Source organism: Streptococcus oralis subsp. dentisani, assembly GCF_002096685.1.
GTDB lineage: Bacteria > Bacillota > Bacilli > Lactobacillales > Streptococcaceae > Streptococcus > Streptococcus oralis_AD.
Genome location: NZ_NCVA01000039.1, coordinates 1 through 18585 on the forward strand (window position 1 = coordinate 1; position 18585 = coordinate 18585).

Genomic DNA, 18585 nt, shown 5'->3' on the forward strand with positions numbered 1-18585 from the left:
TCTAGTCTCCAAACCTTCGCTATCCGAAATGGTGGCTCTCTTCTAGACGTCAAATTAGTCTGGGAAGGTGGCAAGGCTGAGTTTTATGAATTGGCGAGCTTCTATCAAGAATTAACAGAGGAAGCTGTTCAATCAAGCAAGGGTGAAGAACCAGCACCCGTTCTTGAGGTTCCTGAATTCACAGGTGGTGTCAATGCAGTTGAAGCCCTAGTACATGAACTTCCAGAGTACACAGGCCCAGTAGCGACAGTAGGAGACCAAGCTGCTCCAACAGTAGAGAAACCTGAGTTCAAGGGCGGAGTCAATGCAGTGATGGCTCTAGTGCATGAATTGCCAGAATACACAGGCCCGCTAGCAACAGTAGGTGATCAAGCTGCTCCAACAGTAGAGAAACCAGAGTTCAAGCTAAGTTCGTTAGAAAAAACTCAGACTTCAGGAGCACCAGTTCAAATTGCCAAAGAAGACAAGAGATTGCCAGAAACTGGTGAGAAACAGTCAGAAACAGCTATTTTCTTGGCAAGTGTTGGACTAGCTCTATCTGCTATCTTTGTCGCAAAAAGTAAAAAAGAAATTAATTGACTTTGAAAAAAGAGATATTTCGTAGAGGGGCTTTGTCCCCTCTTTTTCTATATGAAGGAAGAGATTTATGTTTAAGATGCAAGGTCAATAAACTTTATAGTATAATGAATAGAGAGGAAAAAACGATGAAAGTGATTGATCAAGCCTTACTAGAAAAAGTCATTATTGAACGTTCTCGTATCAGTCATAAAGGAGACTATGGCCGTCTGCTCTTGCTGGGAGGGACCTATCCTTATGGTGGAGCTATCATCATGTCAGCCATTGCAGCTGTCAAAAGTGGGGCAGGGTTGGTGACTGTTGGCACGGATAAGGAGAATATTCCGGCTCTGCACAGCCATTTACCTGAGGCCATGGCTTTTTCTCTTCAAGACCAGCAATTGTTAAAAGAACAGTTGGAAAAGGCAGAAGTTGTCTTGTTAGGTCCGGGTTTGCGAGAGGATGCATTTGGAGAAGAACTCGTAAAACGGGTCTTTGACAGGCTTGGAAGAGACCAGATTTTGATTGCAGATGGCGGTGCTTTGGGCATCTTAGTAAAAGGCCAGTTACCATTCCCTTTCAGTCAGATCATCCTAACTCCCCACCAAAAGGAATGGGAAAGACTGTCTGGTATAGTTCTTGACCATCAAAATACAGAGGCGACTGCTAGAGCTCTTTCTGCTTTTCCTCAAGGAACGATTCTTGTCGAGAAAGGTCCAGCGACTCGTATCTGGCAAGCTGGTCAGTCTGAATATTATCAGTTACAGGTTGGAGGCCCCTATCAAGCAACTGGTGGGATGGGAGATACTTTGGCTGGGATGATTGCAGGTTTTACAGGTCAGTTTCCACATGTCAGTCTCTATGAACGCGTAGTAGTAGCGACTCATCTGCACTCAGCCATTGCCCAAGAACTTGCTCAAGAACACTATCTTGTCTTGCCAACAGAAATTAGCAAGGCTCTTCCGAAAACAATGAAAACAATATCTCAAAGAGGCAACTGAAATCTTAGTTGTCTTTTTTTGTTTTTACAGTTGCTTTGTTTTTATTGATAAGATTTTCAAATATCTCAGAACCAGCAATCAACTGCTGAACTTACGAGAAATTCTCGCTTTCAAGGTCTTGATTTTTAATCAAACTCACAAATGAAGCGAGATTGTTATCAAAGTTGAGGGGTGTCAAATCATGCTTTTTTTGATATAATTTTTAATGATGAATGCGAGAAATGATCGGTATGTGGTCGTTGATTTAGAGGCGACCAGCACCGGAAGCAAGGCAAAAATTATTCAAGTAGGCATTGTGGTGATTGAGAATGGCGAGATTGTCGATCAGTATGCGACTGATGTCAATCCCCATGAACCCTTGGATTCTCATATCAAAGAATTAACAGGTCTGACCGATCAGCGTTTGGCTGCGGCACCAGAGTTTTCTCAGGTGGCTGGAAAAATTTTTGAATTGGTTAAGGACGGTGTTTTTGTTGCGCACAATGTTCAATTTGATGCCAACCTTCTTGCGGAATTTCTCTTTTTTGAAGGATATGAATTGCGCACACCGCGGGTGGATACAGTTGAGCTTGCCCAAGTTCTATATCCTCAGTTTGAAAAGTACAATCTAGGTATCCTTTGTCAAGAGTTGGGCATTGAACTGGAAAAGGCCCATACTGCCCTGTCTGATGCTCAGGCAACAGCAGAACTCTTGCTTTACATGCGTCAAAAACTTTTTGAGCTACCTAAAGGGCTCTTAGAAAGCTTGTTAGACCTTGCAGATAACCTTCTCTATGAAAGTTATCTGGTGATTGAGGAGGTCTATCAGCAACAATCTCTCCTGTCCTCTCCAGAATTGATAGAACTCCATGGGCTTTTCCTGAGAAAGGAAAGTCAAGCATTAGTACCACGCAGGTTATCGAAAGATTTTGCTAAAAACATTTCTTTATTGGGGCTGGAGGAGCGTCCGCAACAGTTGGAATTTGCGGAGAAGATTGAGCAATTATTGGAAGAACACCAGACTTCCTTTATCCAAGCTCAAACGGGACTGGGCAAGACTTATGGTTATCTCCTCCCAGCTTTGAACTTGGAGAGTCAAGCAGGTATCCTAGTGAGTGTTCCGACCAAAATTCTTCAAAATCAAATCATGCAAGAAGAAGGTCAGCGCTTAAAAGAGGTCTTCCATCTGGAAATTCATAGTCTCAAGGGGCCTCAAAATTACTTGAAATTGGATGCTTTTCATCAAATTCTCCATCGACCGGAGTCCAATCGTCTATTTACTCGCTTTAAAATGCAACTGCTCATCTGGCTAACAGAGACAGAGACAGGTGACTTGGACGAAATCGGGCAGCTTTATCGCTATCAACACTTTCTGCCTGAACTAGTCCACGACGGCAAGCTTTCAAAGAAAAGTTTATTTGCTACAGAGGATTTTTGGAAACGAGGGCAGGACAAGACCAAGACCAGTCGCGTCCTCTTGACAAATCATGCCTATCTGGTCACTCGTTTGGAGGACAATCCAGAGTTTGTCGACAACCGTTTGGTAATTTTGGATGAAGCTCAAAAAATGCTGCTAGCTCTCGAAAATCTAGCCCAGCAGGCTTATCGCCTTGAGGAACTTGTAACCCAGCTTGATAAGTCCATAGAGTCAGAGGAAGATTTGATTCAGAAACGTTTGCTTGAGAGTATCGGCTTTGAATGTCGTTACTTGATGGAGCAGTATCAGTCAGGTCTGAAGAATGGAAAGTGGTTGGATTCTCTCGAACACTTGCGCCAGCATTTTTCGGAGTTAGCTCTCCCAGAGTATCGAGAGCTTGCAAACTTTTTCACCTCGGACCGTGAATTTTGGCTTGCTACAGCCGAGAAATCGAGCAAGGATGTCTTGATTTGTTCAAGTAAAAAAGGCCGCTTTATACTAGCAGATTTATTGCCAGAAGATTGTAGGCTCCTAGGAGTATCGGCCACTCTTGAAATCAGCAACCGGGTTTCCTTAGCAGATTTATTGGGATTTCCAGACGCTCCGCTTGTTAAACTTGATGTAGCAAAACAGGAGCAACAAGAAGTCTTTCTAGTCAATGATTTTCCTCTTGTGACAGAAGTTTCGCCTTTTGACTATGCTAGTGAAGCGGCTTCTGTCATTCGAAGCTTACAAGCCTTTCAAGAACCCTTATTGGTTTTGTTTACCTCAAAAGAGATGTTGCTGGCAGTTTCGGACCTGCTCGACCAACCTCATCTAGCTCAGTATAAAAATGGGGAACCAAGCCAACTGAAAAAACGTTTTGAAAAAGGTGAACGTCAGATCTTGCTTGGAACAGGCAGTTTCTGGGAAGGAGTTGATTTTTCAACCCATCCTTGCGTGATTCAAGTGATTCCGAGATTGCCTTTCCAAAATCCCCAAGAACCGTTAACCAAAAAATTAAACCAAGAGCTGCGTCAAGAAGGGAAAAATCCTTTTTATGATTATCAGTTGCCGATGGCTATTATTCGGTTGAAACAAGCCCTTGGTCGTACGGTTAGACGGCCTGACCAAGGTTCGGTAGCTGTAATCTTAGACAGTCGTGTCGTCAGCAAGCACTATGGCAAACAAATCGCCCAAACCTTGTCAAAAGAAAGAACGGTTCGGGTTCTGGCTAGAGATCAGCTAGAGCCTGCTGTAGCTGATTTTCTCCAAACTTGTCGCAATAGAATGAAAGAAAAATCCAAGAAAGAGAAAAGGTAAAAAATATGAAACGTTCCTTCGACTCTCGAGTCGATTATAGCCTCCTCCTACCAGTGTTTTGTCTACTGGTGATTGGAGTAGTGGCCATTTATATAGCAGTTAGCCATGACTATCCCAATAATGTACTTCCGATTCTAGGTCAGCAAATCGCTTGGATTGCCCTAGGGCTTGTTATTGGGTTTGTCGTCATGTTCTTCAATACCGAGTTTTTATGGAAGGTGACTCCCTACCTTTATGGCTTAGGTCTAGTCTTGATGATTCTACCTCTTGTTTTTTACAATCCGAGTTTGGTAGCTTCTACGGGTGCCAAGAACTGGGTGTCAATCGGGGGAACCACGCTCTTTCAACCATCTGAGTTCATGAAGATTTCCTATATCTTGATATTGGCTCGAGTCATTGTACAATTCACTCAAAAACACAAGGAATGGCGACGGACTATTCCCTTGGATTTCCTATTGATTGGTTGGATGATTGCCTTTACCATCCCAGTCTTGATCCTTCTAGCCCTACAAAGTGACTTGGGGACTGCCTTGGTCTTCGTAGCTATTTTTGCAGGCATGGTTCTCCTTTCAGGTGTTTCGTGGAAGATTATCATTCCAGTTTTTGTAACAGGAGTGACTGCAGTTGCAGGCTTCATGGTCATCTTTATAAGCAAGGATGGGCGTGCCTTCTTGCACCAGATTGGGATGCCGACATACCAGATAAATCGAATCTTGGCCTGGCTCAATCCCTTTGACTTTGCGCAAACAACGACTTATCAACAGGCACAGGGACAAATTGCTATTGGAAGTGGTGGCTTGTTTGGACAAGGTTTCAATGTGTCCAATCTCCTTATTCCAGTACGTGAAAGTGATATGATTTTCACAGTGATTGCTGAAGACTTTGGCTTCATTGGTTCAGTCTTTGTCATCGCTTTATACTTACTTCTCATCTATCGAATGTTGAAGATTACGCTCAGGTCAAATAACCAGTTCTACACCTACATTTCGACTGGCTTTATCATGATGTTACTCTTCCATATTTTTGAAAATATCGGCGCAGTGACAGGCTTACTTCCTTTGACAGGGATTCCTCTGCCTTTCATTTCTCAAGGGGGCTCCGCTATTATTAGTAACCTCATCGGTGTCGGTCTCCTCTTGTCTATGAGTTACCAGACCAACCTAGCAGAAGAGAAAAGTGGAAAAGTTCCATTCAAACGAAAAAAAGTCGTCTTAAAACAAATCAAATAAGGAGGCCACTATGGCAAAAGTTGCAGTTATCTTAGCAAATGGCTTTGAAGAAATTGAAGCCTTGACAGTAGTCGATGTCTTGCGTCGAGCAAACATTTCCTGTGATATGGTAGGGTTTGAAGAGCAGGTGACAGGATCGCATGACATTCAGGTAAAAGCTGATCGTGTTTTTGATGGCGATTTGTCCGACTATGACTTGGTAGTTCTTCCAGGTGGCATGCCTGGATCAGCAAATCTACGCGATAATCAAGCCCTCATTTCTGAAATTCAAGCCTTTAACCAAGAAGGAAAGAAGATTTCGGCCATCTGCGCAGCTCCAATCGCCCTCCATCAAGCAGGTGTTTTGAAAGACAAGTGCTTCACCTGTTATGACGGTGTTCAGGAGAACATTACTGACGGAACTTATCAAAAGCAAACAGTGGTTGTAGATGGTAATCTAACAACCAGCCGAGGACCGTCAACTGCCCTTGCCTTTGCCTATGAATTGGTGGAGCAGTTGGGAGGAGATGCTGAAAGTTTACGAGTCGGCATGCTCTATCGGGATGTCTTTGAAAATCAACAGTAAAACGAGGGTTAAACTCTCGTTTTTGCTTGGAAAAATCTAGGAAATCATCGCTTTTTTCATAAAAAAATGGTATAATGAGGGGTATGAAATATCACGACTACATATGGGATTTAGGTGGTACCCTATTGGATAATTATGAGACTTCTACTGCAGCCTTTGTAGAAACCTTAGCCCAATACGGAATAGAGCAAGAACACGACTGTGTTTACGAAGCCTTGAAGGTTTCGACAGCTTTTGCCATCGAGAAGTTTGCCCCAAACATCGAGGATTTTTTAGAAAACTACAAAGAAAATGAAGCGCGTGAGCTAGAGCACCCAGTCTTGTTTGAGGGAATTCCTGAGTTACTCAAAGACATTTCTGACAAGCGCGGTCGTCATTTCTTAGTTTCTCATCGAAATGACCAAGTGCTAGAACTTCTTGCTAAGACCCAGATAGCGAACTACTTCACCGAGGTGGTGACTGCCAGTTCTGGCTTTAAACGGAAACCAGATCCTGAGTCCATGATTTATTTACGTGATAAATATCATATTACATCAGGTTTGGTCATTGGTGACAGAAATATTGATGTAGAAGCAGGTAAAGCTGCTGGCTTAGATGCCTATCTTTTTAAAAACGTTGCGACATTGAGACAAGCAATAGACATGTAAGAAAAAGGAAAAAAATGACAGAAGAAATCAAAAATCAACAGGCACAGGATTACGATGCCAGTCAAATTCAAGTTTTGGAGGGGCTGGAAGCCGTCCGTATGCGTCCAGGTATGTATATTGGATCGACTTCAAAAGAAGGTCTTCACCACCTAGTATGGGAAATTGTTGATAACTCAATTGACGAAGCCCTGGCTGGATTTGCCAGTCATATCCAAGTCTTTATTGAGCCAGATAATTCCATCACTGTTGTGGATGATGGTCGTGGAATTCCTGTTGATATTCAGGAAAAGACAGGACGTCCTGCTGTTGAGACCGTCTTTACAGTCCTTCACGCTGGAGGAAAATTCGGGGGTGGCGGATATAAGGTATCAGGTGGTCTCCATGGGGTGGGTTCATCCGTAGTAAACGCCCTTTCTACTCAACTAGATGTTCATGTCCACAAAAACGGTAAGATTCATTACCAAGAATACCGTCGTGGTCATGTTGTTGCTGATCTTGAGGTGGTTGGAGATACGGATAAAACTGGAACAACAGTTCATTTCACACCGGATCCAGAGATTTTTACTGAAACAACGACCTTTGATTTTGACAAATTAAATAAACGTATTCAAGAACTAGCCTTTTTGAACCGAGGTCTTCGAATCTCAATAACAGATAAGCGCGAAGGTCTAGAACAAAGCAAACATTACCACTATGAGGGTGGGATTGCTAGCTACGTTGAATATATCAACGAGAACAAGGATGTGATCTTTGATACACCAATCTACACAGACGGTGAGATGGATGATATCACAGTTGAAGTAGCCATGCAGTACACCACTGGTTACCACGAAAACGTCATGAGTTTCGCCAATAACATTCACACCCATGAAGGTGGTACGCATGAGCAAGGTTTCCGTACAGCGCTGACACGTGTTATCAATGATTATGCTCGCAAAAATAAACTGCTAAAAGACAATGAAGACAACCTGACAGGGGAAGATGTTCGTGAAGGCTTGACTGCAGTTATCTCAGTTAAGCATCCAAACCCGCAGTTTGAAGGACAAACCAAGACCAAACTGGGCAATAGTGAAGTGGTTAAGATTACCAATCGCCTCTTCAGCGATGCCTTTTCTGATTTTCTCATGGAAAATCCACAGATTGCTAAGCGCATCGTGGAAAAAGGGATTTTGGCTGCCAAGGCTCGTGTAGCTGCCAAGCGTGCGCGTGAAGTCACTCGTAAGAAATCTGGCTTGGAAATTTCGAACCTTCCAGGGAAATTAGCGGATTGTTCTTCAAATAATCCTGAGGAAACAGAGCTTTTCATCGTCGAAGGAGACTCAGCTGGTGGGTCAGCTAAATCTGGTCGTAACCGTGAATTCCAAGCTATCCTTCCAATTCGTGGTAAGATCTTGAACGTTGAAAAAGCTAGCATGGATAAAATCCTTGCCAACGAAGAAATTCGGAGTCTCTTCACAGCCATGGGGACAGGATTTGGTGCAGAATTTGATGTCACTAAGGCTCGTTACCAAAAACTCGTTTTGATGACCGATGCCGATGTTGATGGAGCCCACATTCGAACCCTCTTGTTAACCTTGATTTACCGCTACATGAAACCAATCTTAGAGGCTGGTTATGTCTACATTGCCCAACCGCCAATCTATGGGGTTAAAGTTGGAAGTGAAATCAAAGAATACATTCAACCTGGTGCAGATCAAGAAATTAAACTCCAAGAAGCCTTAGCACGTCACAGTGAAGGGCGTTCAAAACCAACCATCCAACGTTATAAAGGTCTGGGAGAAATGGATGACCACCAATTGTGGGAAACAACCATGGATCCAGAACATCGCTTGATGGCGCGTGTTTCGGTAGATGATGCTGCCGAAGCAGATAAAATCTTTGATATGTTGATGGGTGACCGAGTTGAACCTCGCCGTGAATTTATCGAAGAAAATGCCGTTTACAGTACCCTTGACGTCTAAAAAATGTGGGAAATAGTTCCCATGACCTAAAAAATATGATATAATCAATACGATTGTTTCTAGTATAAAAGGAGTTTGATATGTCTAATGGACAACTAATTTATCTAATGGTTGCGATTGCAGTCATTTTGATTCTGGCTTATGTAGCGGCAATCTTCCTACGTAAGCGTAATGTAAGTAGATTGACGGCCCTCGAAGAAAGAAAAGAAGAACTCTACAACCTTCCTGTAAATGATGAGGTTGAAGCGGTTAAAAACATGCATTTGATTGGTCAAAGTCAGGTAACCTTCCGTGAATGGAATCAAAAATGGGTTGATTTATCCCTTAACTCATTTGCTGATATTGAAAATAACCTGTTTGAGGCTGAAGGCTATAATAATTCTTTTCGCTTTTTCAAAGCGACTCACCAAATCGATCAAATCGAAAGTCAAATTGATTTAATTGAAGAAGACATTGCGGCGATTCGCAATGCGCTTTCAGAGCTTGAAAAACAAGAGTCTAAGAATAGCGGACGTGTTCTGCATGCTTTGGACTTATTTGAAAATCTGCAACATACCGTAGCAGAAAATTCGGAACAGTATGGTAAAGCCCTTCCTGAAATTGAGAAACAATTGGAAAATATCCAGTCAGAGTTTTCTCAATTTGTAACCTTGAACTCTTCAGGTGACCCAGTTGAAGCTGCAGCAATTCTTGATTCAACTGAAAATCATATTCTCGCTTTGACACATATCGTTGATCGTGTTCCATCTCTCGTGAAGACTTTGTCAACAGAACTTCCAGAACAATTGGAAGATTTGGAGGAAGGCTACCGTAAACTCTTGGATGCTAATTATCACTTCACTGAAACGGACATCGAGTCACGCTTCCAACTTTTACATGAATCCTTGAAAAATAATCAAGAAAACATCCGCCAGTTGGAATTGGATAATGCAGAGTATGAAAATACACAAATCCAAGAAGAGATTAATGCGCTCTACGATATCTTCACGCGTGAAATAGCTGCCCAAAAAGTCGTTGAAAGTCTCCTTTCAACGCTTCCAACCTACCTCAATCACTTGAAAGAAAATAATCAGGTTTTGGTTCAAGACCTTGAACGCTTGAATAAAACTTATCTTCTCCCAGAAAGTGATGGGAACCATGTCCGCCGTCTTCAAGCTGAATTGTCAGGGCTTGATACAGCGATCACAGAGGCAACTGAAGATCAGACAGAACCTACTCAAGCCTACTCTGTTTTAGAGGAGCAGCTTAATTCACTTCAAAGTAATCTAAAAGACATTGAAGACGAACAAGTTTCTGTTAGTGAACGCCTAGCTCAAATCGAAAAAGACGACATCAATGCTCGTCAGAAAGCCAATGTCTATGTGAATCGCTTGCATACTATCAAACGCTACATGGAAAAGAGAAACTTACCGGGTATTCCTCAAAGTTTCTTGAAACTTTTCTTTACTGCAAGCCATAACACAGAAGATCTGATAGCAGAGTTAGAACAAGCACAAGTTAATATTGAATCAGTTAAACGAATTCTTGAAATTGCGACTCATGACATGGAGGCTCTTGAAACAGAAACCTACAATATTGTTCAATACGCGACTTTGACGGAGCAACTCTTGCAGTATTCAAACCGTTACCGTTCATTTGATGAGCGTATCCAGCAAGCTTTCAATGAAGCACTTGAAATTTTTGAAAAAGAATTTGACTACAAGGCATCATTTGAGAAGATTTCTCAGGCCTTGGAAGTTGCAGAACCAGGAGTCACAAATCGCTTTGTTTCTTCTTATGAAAAAACACGTGAAGCGATTCGCTTCTAATACCTGAAAAGCTTAGATCATCTAGGCTTTTTATTATTTCTTTCAAAAATAGAAGAATATCGATTTATCATTGAAATTATAGTTCTGATTTGATATGATGGAGGTATGAAAAAAAATAGAGCGAAACGTGTTTCTCACGATAAAAAGAGAAGTAGATTACTTTCCCTTGTTGGAATCTTTGGAATTGCTACGATTCTATTAGGGAGTGCTATTGGTTATAAGCTACTACAAAAGCAATCTTACGAACAAAAAATTGAAGCGCTAAAAAGCGAAAAGGACCAGCAATTCAACTCTGGTAGTCAGAAGGACCATTTCCGAAAAGGTCAAGCTGAGGTGATTGCCTACTATCCTCTGCAAGGAGAGGAAGTCATTGCGTCTGTTAGAGAAAAAATCAACCAGGATATCAAAGAAAAGCTGGAAGATAAAGAGGATTTGGTCTTTTATTATACGGAGCAGTTGGATCCCGTCCTAAAGGGAGTTGTTGCTCGTAATATCAGCAAGCAAGTCTACGATTTGTCTGCATCAAAGGTTGAAGAAAAAGAAAAGACTTCTTTAGGGAAAATTTTCTTGACTGAAGATGGGAAAGATTTTGACCTCAGTAGACTTTTCAAAGATGCAAGCAAGGCTAAGGAACTCTTACTGACTCAAATCAAATCAACTCTAGAAGATAAGAAACTTGACCAGGCAAAAATTGATCAAGTTATAAAGAGCTTCACAGACCAAGAATTGGCATCTTGGAGTTTTGATTATAAAGATAGCCAAATTATCCTTTATCCTGCTAATTCTGGAGAGACTGTTGAAGAAATTGCTTTACCAATATCCAGTTTCTTTGATGTCATTGAGTCCTCTTATTTACTAGAAAAAGATGCTGAACTTTATCAAGCTTACTTTGCTAAGAAAAATAAAAAGGTTGTAGCCTTGACCTTTGATGATGGTCCAAATCCGACTACAACTCCACAAGCTTTGGATACCCTGGCTAAGTACGGTGTAAAGGCAACCTTCTTTGTACTTGGTAAAAACATTGCAGGCAATGAAAATCTTCTAAAACGAATGAAATCAGAAGGTCATGTTGTAGGAAACCACAGCTGGAGTCATCCCGTTCTTTCACAACTTTCGCTTGAAGATGCTAAAAAGCAAATCACTGATACAGAAGATTTGTTAACTCAAGTTTTAGGATCAAGCTCTAAACTGATGCGCCCACCTTATGGAGCCATCACTGATGATATTCGAAATAGCCTTGACTTGAGTTTTATCATGTGGGATGTGGATAGTTTAGACTGGAAGAGTAGGAATGAAGCTGCTATTTTAACAGAAATCCAGCATCAGGTTCGCAATGGTTCCATCATCCTCATGCATGATATCCATGGTCCTTCTGTTAATTCTCTACCAAGTGTCATTGAGTATTTAAAGGGTGAAGGGTATACATTTGTGACCGTTCCTGAATTGCTCAATTCTCGCTTAAAAGCTCACGAGATCTATTACGATCGTGATCAATAATTGTTAAAATCTAAAGGAGCTAGTGTTCTGATAATCAGAACTTTGTTTCTTTAGATTTTCTTCACATGGAAAGGAAAAAATATGAAATCTTATACCCTTAATAATGGAGTTTCAATTCCTGTTCTAGGATTTGGAACATGGAAAGCTGAAAATGGAGAGGTGGCCTACCAAGCCGTTTTAGAAGCTTTAAAGGCTGGCTATCGACATATCGATACTGCGGCTATCTATCAAAATGAGGAGAGCGTTGGCCGTGCTATACGAGATAGCGGTATTCCACGTCAAGAAATCTTTGTAACGACCAAACTCTGGAATACCAATCACAGCTATGAAGAAGCTCGCCAAGCATTTGAGGAATCAATGGAAAAACTGGGCTTGGATTATCTAGACTTGTACCTTATCCATTGGCCAAATCCAAAACCACTAAGGGAAAATAACGAATGGAAAACTCGCAATGCTGAAGTTTGGAGAGCGATGGAGGATCTTTACAAAGAAGGCAAAATCCGTGCTATTGGTGTTAGTAATTTCCTCCCCCATCATTTGGATGCCTTGCTTGAGACAGCAAGAGTCATTCCAGCGGTTAATCAGGTGCGCTTAGCGCCAGGGGTTTATCAAGAAGAAGTAGTTGCCTACTGTAGAGAGAAGGGAATTCTCCTAGAGGCTTGGGGACCTTTTGGGCAAGGAGAGTTGTTTGATAAGAAAGAAGTCCAAGAAATTGCTGATAAGCATGGAAAATCAGTGGCTCAAATTGCCTTGGCTTGGAGTTTGGCAGAAGGCTTTTTACCTCTACCTAAGTCAGTGACGGCCTCTCGCATCCAGAGCAATCTTGACTGTTTTGGGATTGAACTCAGCAAAGAAGAGCGAGAGGTCCTAAAGACTATCTCAGTGATTTCTGGCGCACCTCGTGTGGATGAGATGGATTTTTAGAAAGTAAGAAAAAGAATTGTAAATTTTCTACCTTTCTGATATAATAATCAACAAGAAAGAAAGTCTTATGGCGTTCTTCAGCGAGCTTGGGATAGTGGGAGCCAAGTAGGACAAGGTAAGAAACTGGCGCTTTCTGTCGTATTTTAAAAAACAATGAAGTAATAAATTAGGGTGGAACCGCGTTTCTGACGCCCCTAGTCGCAAGGCTTGGGTGTTGAAATTCGGTTCTTTTTAAATGTGATCTAATGCCTAAGTAGAAAGGAGCATAATGCTTAAAGGATCTTGTTTATGCAAAGCAGTCACCTATACTTTAGATGAGGAATTGTCGGAATTAGTTTTTTGTCATTGCTCATTCTGTCGGAAAGCAACTGCGTCTGCCTATACAGTTAATGCCAAAGTTAGCAGTAAAAATCTGGTATTGTATGGAAAAGAACAGTTGGTTACCTACAGTTCATCTCCAGGGAAACAACGCTATTACTGCCAGAACTGCCACAGTCAAATTTTCACTATTCAAGAAGATGTACCAGAAGTTTGTGCTTTGAAATTGGGTACAGTAGATGAATGCGATCAGAATTTACAAACTGTTCCCAAACGTCATATTTTTCAGGACCCGGCTTTTTCTTGGTTGCTTGATGAATAAGGCTAAAAAGATAATATAAATTAAAGGAGTAAACAATGTCTAAGAAATTAACATTTCACTGCGTCAGTGGCAGAGACCTCCTTACAGTCGGGCTGCCCCACGTTCAGCACTAGGGTGCTGAGCTAGACGCAGTACTAACTCGTCTTGCCTCGTATGATCGACGAGGCAGACTCGTGTCGCAAGTAATTTATAAAAAAAGGAGTAAATAATGTCTAAAAAATTGACTTTCCAGGAAATCATCCTTACTTTGCAACAATTTTGGAATGACCAAGATTGTATGCTCATGCAGGCTTATGATAATGAAAAAGGTGCAGGGACAATGAGTCCTTACACTTTCCTTCGTGCTATTGGGCCTGAGCCATGGAATGCGGCTTATGTAGAGCCATCACGTCGTCCTGCTGACGGTCGTTACGGGGAAAACCCTAACCGTCTCTACCAACACCACCAATTCCAAGTGGTTATGAAGCCGTCTCCATCAAATATCCAGGAACTTTACCTTGAGTCTTTGGAAAAATTGGGTATCAATCCATTGGAACATGATATCCGCTTCGTTGAAGATAACTGGGAAAATCCATCGACTGGATCTGCAGGTCTCGGTTGGGAAGTTTGGCTTGATGGGATGGAAATCACTCAGTTCACTTATTTCCAACAAGTTGGTGGATTGGCAACTGGCCCTGTTACTGCGGAAGTTACCTATGGTTTGGAGCGCTTAGCTTCTTACATCCAAGAAGTGGATTCTGTCTATGATATCGAGTGGGCGGATGGTGTAAAATACGGAGAAATCTTTATTCAGCCTGAGTATGAACATTCAAAATATTCATTTGAAATTTCGGACCAGGAAATGTTGCTTGAAAACTTTGATAAGTTCGAAAAAGAAGCTGGTCGTGCCTTGGAAGAGGGCTTGGTTCACCCTGCCTATGACTATGTTCTCAAATGTTCACATACCTTTAACTTGCTTGACGCGCGTGGTGCCGTATCCGTAACTGAACGTGCGGGCTATATCGCTCGTATCCGTAACTTGGCTCGTGTCGTAGCCAAAACCTTTGTCGCAGAACGCAAACGCCTAGGCTACCCACTTTTAGATGAAGCAACACGAGCTAAACTCTTAGCAGAAGACGCAGAATAGTGAGTAATATTGTGCTTTAAAATCGTTAGAGGCAAGTCGAAGACTTGCTAGAGGGATATGCACCGCCGTACTGGTATGTGGGGATTTTTGAAACCTTGGGTTCAAAAATCAGTCAGCTAAATCCACTTTGATGAGACTGTTGGAAATCTTGGTTTATTTGGTATAAGATTTCCATACAGACTCACAAAAGTTAGTTAGCGACGTCCCCAGTACCTAAGGTGCATATTAAAAGAAAAGATTGAAGAAGATGTAAAGGAAAAAACATGACAAAAAACTTATTAGTAGAACTCGGTCTTGAAGAGTTACCAGCCTACGTAGTAACTCCAAGTGAAAAACAACTAGGTGAAAAAATGGCGACCTTCCTCAAGGAAAACCGCCTGTCTTTTGAAGCCATTCAAACCTTCTCAACACCACGTCGTTTGGCTGTTCGTGTGATTGGGCTTGCAGACAAACAGTCTGATTTGACAGAAGATTTCAAGGGTCCAGCAAAGAAAATTGCCTTGGATAGTGATGGAAACTTCACCAAAGCAGCTCAAGGATTTGTCCGTGGGAAAGGATTGACAGTTGAAGATATTGAATTCCGTGAAATCAAGGGTGAAGAATATGTCTATGTTACCAAGGAAGAAATTGGTCAAGCAGTTGAAGCCATTGTTCCAGGTGTAGTAGACGTCTTGAAGTCACTGACATTCCCTGTCAGCATGCACTGGGCTAACAACACTTTTGAATATATCCGCCCTGTTCACACTTTGACTGTTCTTTTAGATGAAGAAGAGTTTGATTTGGATTTCCTTGATATCAAGGGAGGTCGTGTAAGCCGTGGCCATCGTTTCCTGGGACAAGAAACCAAGATTCAGTCAGCATTGAGCTATGAAGAAGACCTTCGTAAGCAGTTTGTAATCGCAGATCCTCGTGAACGTGAGCAAATGATTGTTGACCAAATCAAAGCAATCGAAGCTGAACAAGGCGTACGTATCGAAATTGATGCCGACTTGCTTAATGAAGTCTTGAACTTGGTTGAATACCCAACTGCCTTTATGGGAAGTTTTGATGCCAAATACCTTGAAGTTCCAGAAGAAGTTTTGGTGACTTCAATGAAGGAACACCAACGCTACTTCGTTGTCCGAGATCAAGATGGAAAACTCTTGCCAAACTTCATTTCAGTCCGTAACGGAAACGCAGAGCATTTGGAAAATGTCATCAAGGGAAATGAAAAAGTTTTAGTTGCCCGCTTGGAAGACGGAGAATTCTTCTGGCGTGAAGATCAAAAATTGGTCATTTCAGATCTTGTTGAAAAATTGAACCATGTGACCTTCCACGAAAAGATTGGTTCTCTTCGTGAACACATGATTCGTACAGGTCAGATTGCCGTCCTTTTGGCGGAAAAAGCTGGTTTATCAGTGGATGAAACGATTGAACTTGCCCGCGCAGCATCCATTTACAAGTTTGACTTGTTGACAGGGATGGTTGGTGAGTTTGATGAACTCCAAGGAATTATGGGTGAGAAATATGCCCTTCTTGCTGGGGAAACTCCAGCAGTTGCGGCTGCCATTCGTGAACACTACATGCCTACATCAGCGGACGGAGCTCTCCCAGAGAGCAAGATTGGAGCCATTCTAGCAATTGCAGACAAATTGGATACGATTTTGAGTTTCTTCTCAGTAGGCTTGATTCCATCAGGTTCTAACGACCCTTATGCCCTTCGTCGTGCAACTCAAGGTGTGGTTCGTATCTTGGATGCCTTTGGTTGGCATATTGCTATGGATGAGCTGATCGATAGCCTTTATGATCTAAAATTCGACAGCTTAACTTATGAAAATAAAGCAGAGGTCATGGACTTTATCAAGGCTCGTGTTGATAAGATGATGGGTTCTACTCCAAAAGATATCAAGGAAGCAGTTCTCGCAGGTTCAAACTTTGTTGTGGCGGATATGCTAGAAACAGCAAGTTCTATTGTCGAAGCAAGCAAGAAAGAAGACTTCAAACCATCTGTTGAATCCCTTTCACGTGCCTTTAACTTGGCTGAGAAAGCTGATGGCTCTGATGCTGTTGATCCTGCTCTCTTTGAGAATGAAGAAGAGAAAGCCTTGGCAGAAGCAGTGGAATCACTCGTTTTGTCAGGTACTGCAGGTCAGCAATTAGAACAACTCTTTGCACTTAGCCCAATTATTGATGCTTTCTTTGAAAATACCATGGTAATGGCTGAAGATCAGGATGTCCGTCAAAATCGTTTGGCTATCTTGTCTCATTTAACTCAAAAAGCAGCTAAGCTTGCTCGTTTTAACCAAATTAATACTAAATAAAATTTGCTAAACGGACTTTGACTTATCACAAAGGAGAAGAAATGGATCCGAAAAAAATCGCTCGTATCAACGAACTTGCTAAAAAGAAAAAAACAGAAGGCTTAACTTCTGCTGAAAAAGTGGAACAAGCTAAACTTCGTGAGGAGTACATCGAAGGCTATCGTCGCTCTGTTCGTCACCACATTGAAGGAATTAAAATTGTGGACGAGGAAGGAAATGACGTCACACCAGAAAAACTACGCCAGGTACAACGTGAAAAAGGTTTGCACGGCCGTAGTTTAGATGATCATAACTCATAAAACGAAAGGGGGTTGTAGATGATTTACAATCCCCTTTTCTTTTGCAATAAAAAAGAAGGAGCCAAGTGGCTCCTTTTCGGTTTCTTAGTTGCTTGCGCCAGAAGTAGCGTCAGCGCTACCACCGTGGCCTCCAGCATCACCTGAATCAGAAGCGCCAGAAGTAGCATCGGCGTCTCCATGACCTCCAGCAGCAGGAGCAAATGGTCCGCTACCACCTACCAAACGTTGACCAGTTTCTTTTAGGTACCAGTCAAGCCATGGTTGGAAGTTAAAGACAATTTCATTGATACCAGCGTATGATCCGTCAGGATAGTACATCGCTTGGTAGTTGTGGGTGTTGATGACACCTGCAGGAGAACCTGGAACGATCGTACGGACGTATTCTTGGTTTCCGTTGCGAAGTGTTCCGATAACCCACTCTACATTCTTCATACGTGCTGGCGGAAGAGAACCATGAACAGTCGACATACGGCTACCTGATTGAGGTGGTACACGTTTGGCAAACATGGTGTCTGGATCTTGATGAGCGTTGTTGTAGTAGAGGAATTGGTTGTTGTCATCAGCGTATGTCAATTCAAATGGCATAGCTTTCAAGAACATATCGATTTGGTTAACTGTCAAGATACCGTGGTCCAATTTGACATAGGTATCACCAGAAACAGCGCCAGTGATTGCAGCAACTTTTTCTACCCATTCTGGATCGTCAGGATCAACTTCTGTGATGGTTGTAGCGATTGGTTTTCCACAATCCAAGTCTTCTGGTTCGATTGGTTTTGGTTTTTTCAATTTCGAAACGACTCCTACGTATTTTACAAAGTTATCTAAGCAAGTCTCAAGGAATTTAACAGTTCCTTCGTTGGTGATATTTCCGTCGTTATCAAAAGCTTCCTTAGCTTTACCAAGAAGGAATTCGTTACCTGGAAGCGTGTAGGCATTAACACCTGGAGCATCAAGGATTTTACGAAGGTGAACTTGGGCACGTGATGTTCCTTGGTCGTAGTATGATGCTCCCACAATCATGACAGGCTTGTTTTCAAATGGATGAACTTCGTATGAAAGCCATTCGAGTACAGATTTGAGTGAAGCTGAGATAGTGTGGTTGTGCTCAGGAGTGGCGATAATGACACCATCAGCACGTGTAATTTTGTTATACAAGAAGCGTAATTGGAAACTTTCGTCCCATTTTTCGTCTTGGTTAAACATTGGAACTTCGTCGATTTCAAGGACTTCTAATTCAAATTTGAATTTGAAATTGCGACGGATAAATTCCAAGAGTTTGCGGTTATATGATTGATCGTAGTTTGATCCAACAAGTCCAACAAATTTCATTCTTTC

The 18585-nt window shown here is 41.9% G+C and carries 15 protein-coding genes; 14 read left to right on the forward strand and 1 reads right to left on the reverse strand.

Annotated features, from left to right (window positions below; all coding sequences use genetic code 11):
* The 14 genes from B7705_RS02770 to B7705_RS02835 form a co-directional block, all read left to right on the forward strand.
* A partial coding sequence (locus B7705_RS02770; RefSeq protein WP_142358222.1) for an SIALI-17 repeat-containing surface protein occupies positions 1–579 on the forward strand: 579 nt, incomplete at its 5' end.
* A gap of 125 nt (positions 580–704) precedes the next feature.
* Positions 705–1556 carry an NAD(P)H-hydrate dehydratase gene (locus tag B7705_RS02775; RefSeq protein WP_084947568.1) on the forward strand — a complete coding sequence of 284 codons (852 nt, stop codon included), beginning with the start codon at positions 705–707 and terminating at the stop codon, positions 1554–1556.
* Positions 1557–1764: 208 nt separating this feature from the next.
* Positions 1765–4254 (forward strand): bifunctional DnaQ family exonuclease/ATP-dependent helicase, encoded by a 2490-nt coding sequence (locus tag B7705_RS02780; protein ID WP_394335546.1) that lies wholly within the window; start codon positions 1765–1767, stop codon positions 4252–4254.
* Between the two features lie 5 nt (positions 4255–4259).
* Positions 4260–5483: an FtsW/RodA/SpoVE family cell cycle protein gene (locus tag B7705_RS02785; protein ID WP_084947573.1), complete on the forward strand. Its 1224-nt coding sequence runs from the start codon at positions 4260–4262 to the stop codon at positions 5481–5483.
* A gap of 10 nt (positions 5484–5493) precedes the next feature.
* Positions 5494–6048, forward strand: a complete 555-nt coding sequence (locus B7705_RS02790; protein ID WP_084947576.1) for a DJ-1 family glyoxalase III — start codon at positions 5494–5496, stop codon at positions 6046–6048.
* 83 nt (positions 6049–6131) lie between these two features.
* Entirely contained in the window at positions 6132–6695 is a 564-nt protein-coding gene (locus B7705_RS02795) for an HAD-IA family hydrolase (RefSeq protein ID WP_162284865.1), read from the forward strand.
* A 14-nt stretch (positions 6696–6709) separates the two neighbouring features.
* Positions 6710–8656 carry a DNA topoisomerase (ATP-hydrolyzing) subunit B gene (gene gyrB / locus B7705_RS02800; RefSeq protein ID WP_084947580.1) on the forward strand — a complete coding sequence of 649 codons (1947 nt, stop codon included), beginning with the start codon at positions 6710–6712 and terminating at the stop codon, positions 8654–8656.
* 80 nt (positions 8657–8736) lie between these two features.
* On the forward strand, positions 8737–10464 hold the full coding sequence (ezrA, locus tag B7705_RS02805; RefSeq protein WP_084947582.1) for a septation ring formation regulator EzrA: 1728 nt from the start codon (positions 8737–8739) through the stop codon (positions 10462–10464).
* A 105-nt stretch (positions 10465–10569) separates the two neighbouring features.
* The gene (pgdA, locus tag B7705_RS02810) at positions 10570–11961 is read left to right on the forward strand and encodes a peptidoglycan-N-acetylglucosamine deacetylase PgdA (protein ID WP_084947585.1); all 1392 of its coding nucleotides are present in this window, start codon (positions 10570–10572) and stop codon (positions 11959–11961) included.
* 81 nt (positions 11962–12042) lie between these two features.
* Entirely contained in the window at positions 12043–12885 is an 843-nt protein-coding gene (locus B7705_RS02815) for an aldo/keto reductase (protein ID WP_000844576.1), read from the forward strand.
* A gap of 268 nt (positions 12886–13153) precedes the next feature.
* Complete coding sequence (locus tag B7705_RS02820; RefSeq protein WP_084947587.1) at positions 13154–13525, forward strand: GFA family protein; 372 nt, start codon at positions 13154–13156, stop codon at positions 13523–13525.
* Positions 13526–13733: 208 nt separating this feature from the next.
* Positions 13734–14651: a glycine--tRNA ligase subunit alpha gene (glyQ, locus tag B7705_RS02825; protein WP_000038725.1), complete on the forward strand. Its 918-nt coding sequence runs from the start codon at positions 13734–13736 to the stop codon at positions 14649–14651.
* 263 nt (positions 14652–14914) lie between these two features.
* Positions 14915–16951, forward strand: coding sequence for a glycine--tRNA ligase subunit beta (gene glyS, locus B7705_RS02830; RefSeq protein WP_084947590.1), 2037 nt, complete (start codon positions 14915–14917; stop codon positions 16949–16951).
* Positions 16952–16992: 41 nt separating this feature from the next.
* Positions 16993–17250: a DUF896 family protein gene (locus B7705_RS02835; protein WP_084947593.1), complete on the forward strand. Its 258-nt coding sequence runs from the start codon at positions 16993–16995 to the stop codon at positions 17248–17250.
* Between the two features lie 84 nt (positions 17251–17334).
* Here the strand turns inward: B7705_RS02835 and B7705_RS02840 are convergent, their stop codons facing one another.
* Complete coding sequence (locus tag B7705_RS02840; protein ID WP_084947595.1) at positions 17335–18579, reverse strand: NAD(P)H-dependent oxidoreductase; 1245 nt, start codon at positions 18577–18579, stop codon at positions 17335–17337.
* Positions 18580–18585: the final 6 nt, after the last annotated feature.

Bases quoted from the DNA above. Each gene is read 5' to 3' on its own strand.
- B7705_RS02775 (WP_084947568.1), top strand. From the start codon at position 705: ATGAAAGTGATTGATCAAGCCTTACTAGAAAAAGTCATTATTGAACGT.
- B7705_RS02780 (WP_394335546.1), top strand. From the start codon at position 1,765: ATGAATGCGAGAAATGATCGGTATGTGGTCGTTGATTTAGAGGCGACC.
- B7705_RS02785 (WP_084947573.1), top strand. From the start codon at position 4,260: ATGAAACGTTCCTTCGACTCTCGAGTCGATTATAGCCTCCTCCTACCA.
- B7705_RS02790 (WP_084947576.1), top strand. From the start codon at position 5,494: ATGGCAAAAGTTGCAGTTATCTTAGCAAATGGCTTTGAAGAAATTGAA.
- B7705_RS02795 (WP_162284865.1), top strand. From the start codon at position 6,132: ATGAAATATCACGACTACATATGGGATTTAGGTGGTACCCTATTGGAT.
- gyrB (WP_084947580.1), top strand. From the start codon at position 6,710: ATGACAGAAGAAATCAAAAATCAACAGGCACAGGATTACGATGCCAGT.
- ezrA (WP_084947582.1), top strand. From the start codon at position 8,737: ATGTCTAATGGACAACTAATTTATCTAATGGTTGCGATTGCAGTCATT.
- pgdA (WP_084947585.1), top strand. From the start codon at position 10,570: ATGAAAAAAAATAGAGCGAAACGTGTTTCTCACGATAAAAAGAGAAGT.
- B7705_RS02815 (WP_000844576.1), top strand. From the start codon at position 12,043: ATGAAATCTTATACCCTTAATAATGGAGTTTCAATTCCTGTTCTAGGA.
- B7705_RS02820 (WP_084947587.1), top strand. From the start codon at position 13,154: ATGCTTAAAGGATCTTGTTTATGCAAAGCAGTCACCTATACTTTAGAT.
- glyQ (WP_000038725.1), top strand. From the start codon at position 13,734: ATGTCTAAAAAATTGACTTTCCAGGAAATCATCCTTACTTTGCAACAA.
- glyS (WP_084947590.1), top strand. From the start codon at position 14,915: ATGACAAAAAACTTATTAGTAGAACTCGGTCTTGAAGAGTTACCAGCC.
- B7705_RS02835 (WP_084947593.1), top strand. From the start codon at position 16,993: ATGGATCCGAAAAAAATCGCTCGTATCAACGAACTTGCTAAAAAGAAA.
- B7705_RS02840 (WP_084947595.1), bottom strand. From the start codon at position 18,579: ATGAAATTTGTTGGACTTGTTGGATCAAACTACGATCAATCATATAAC.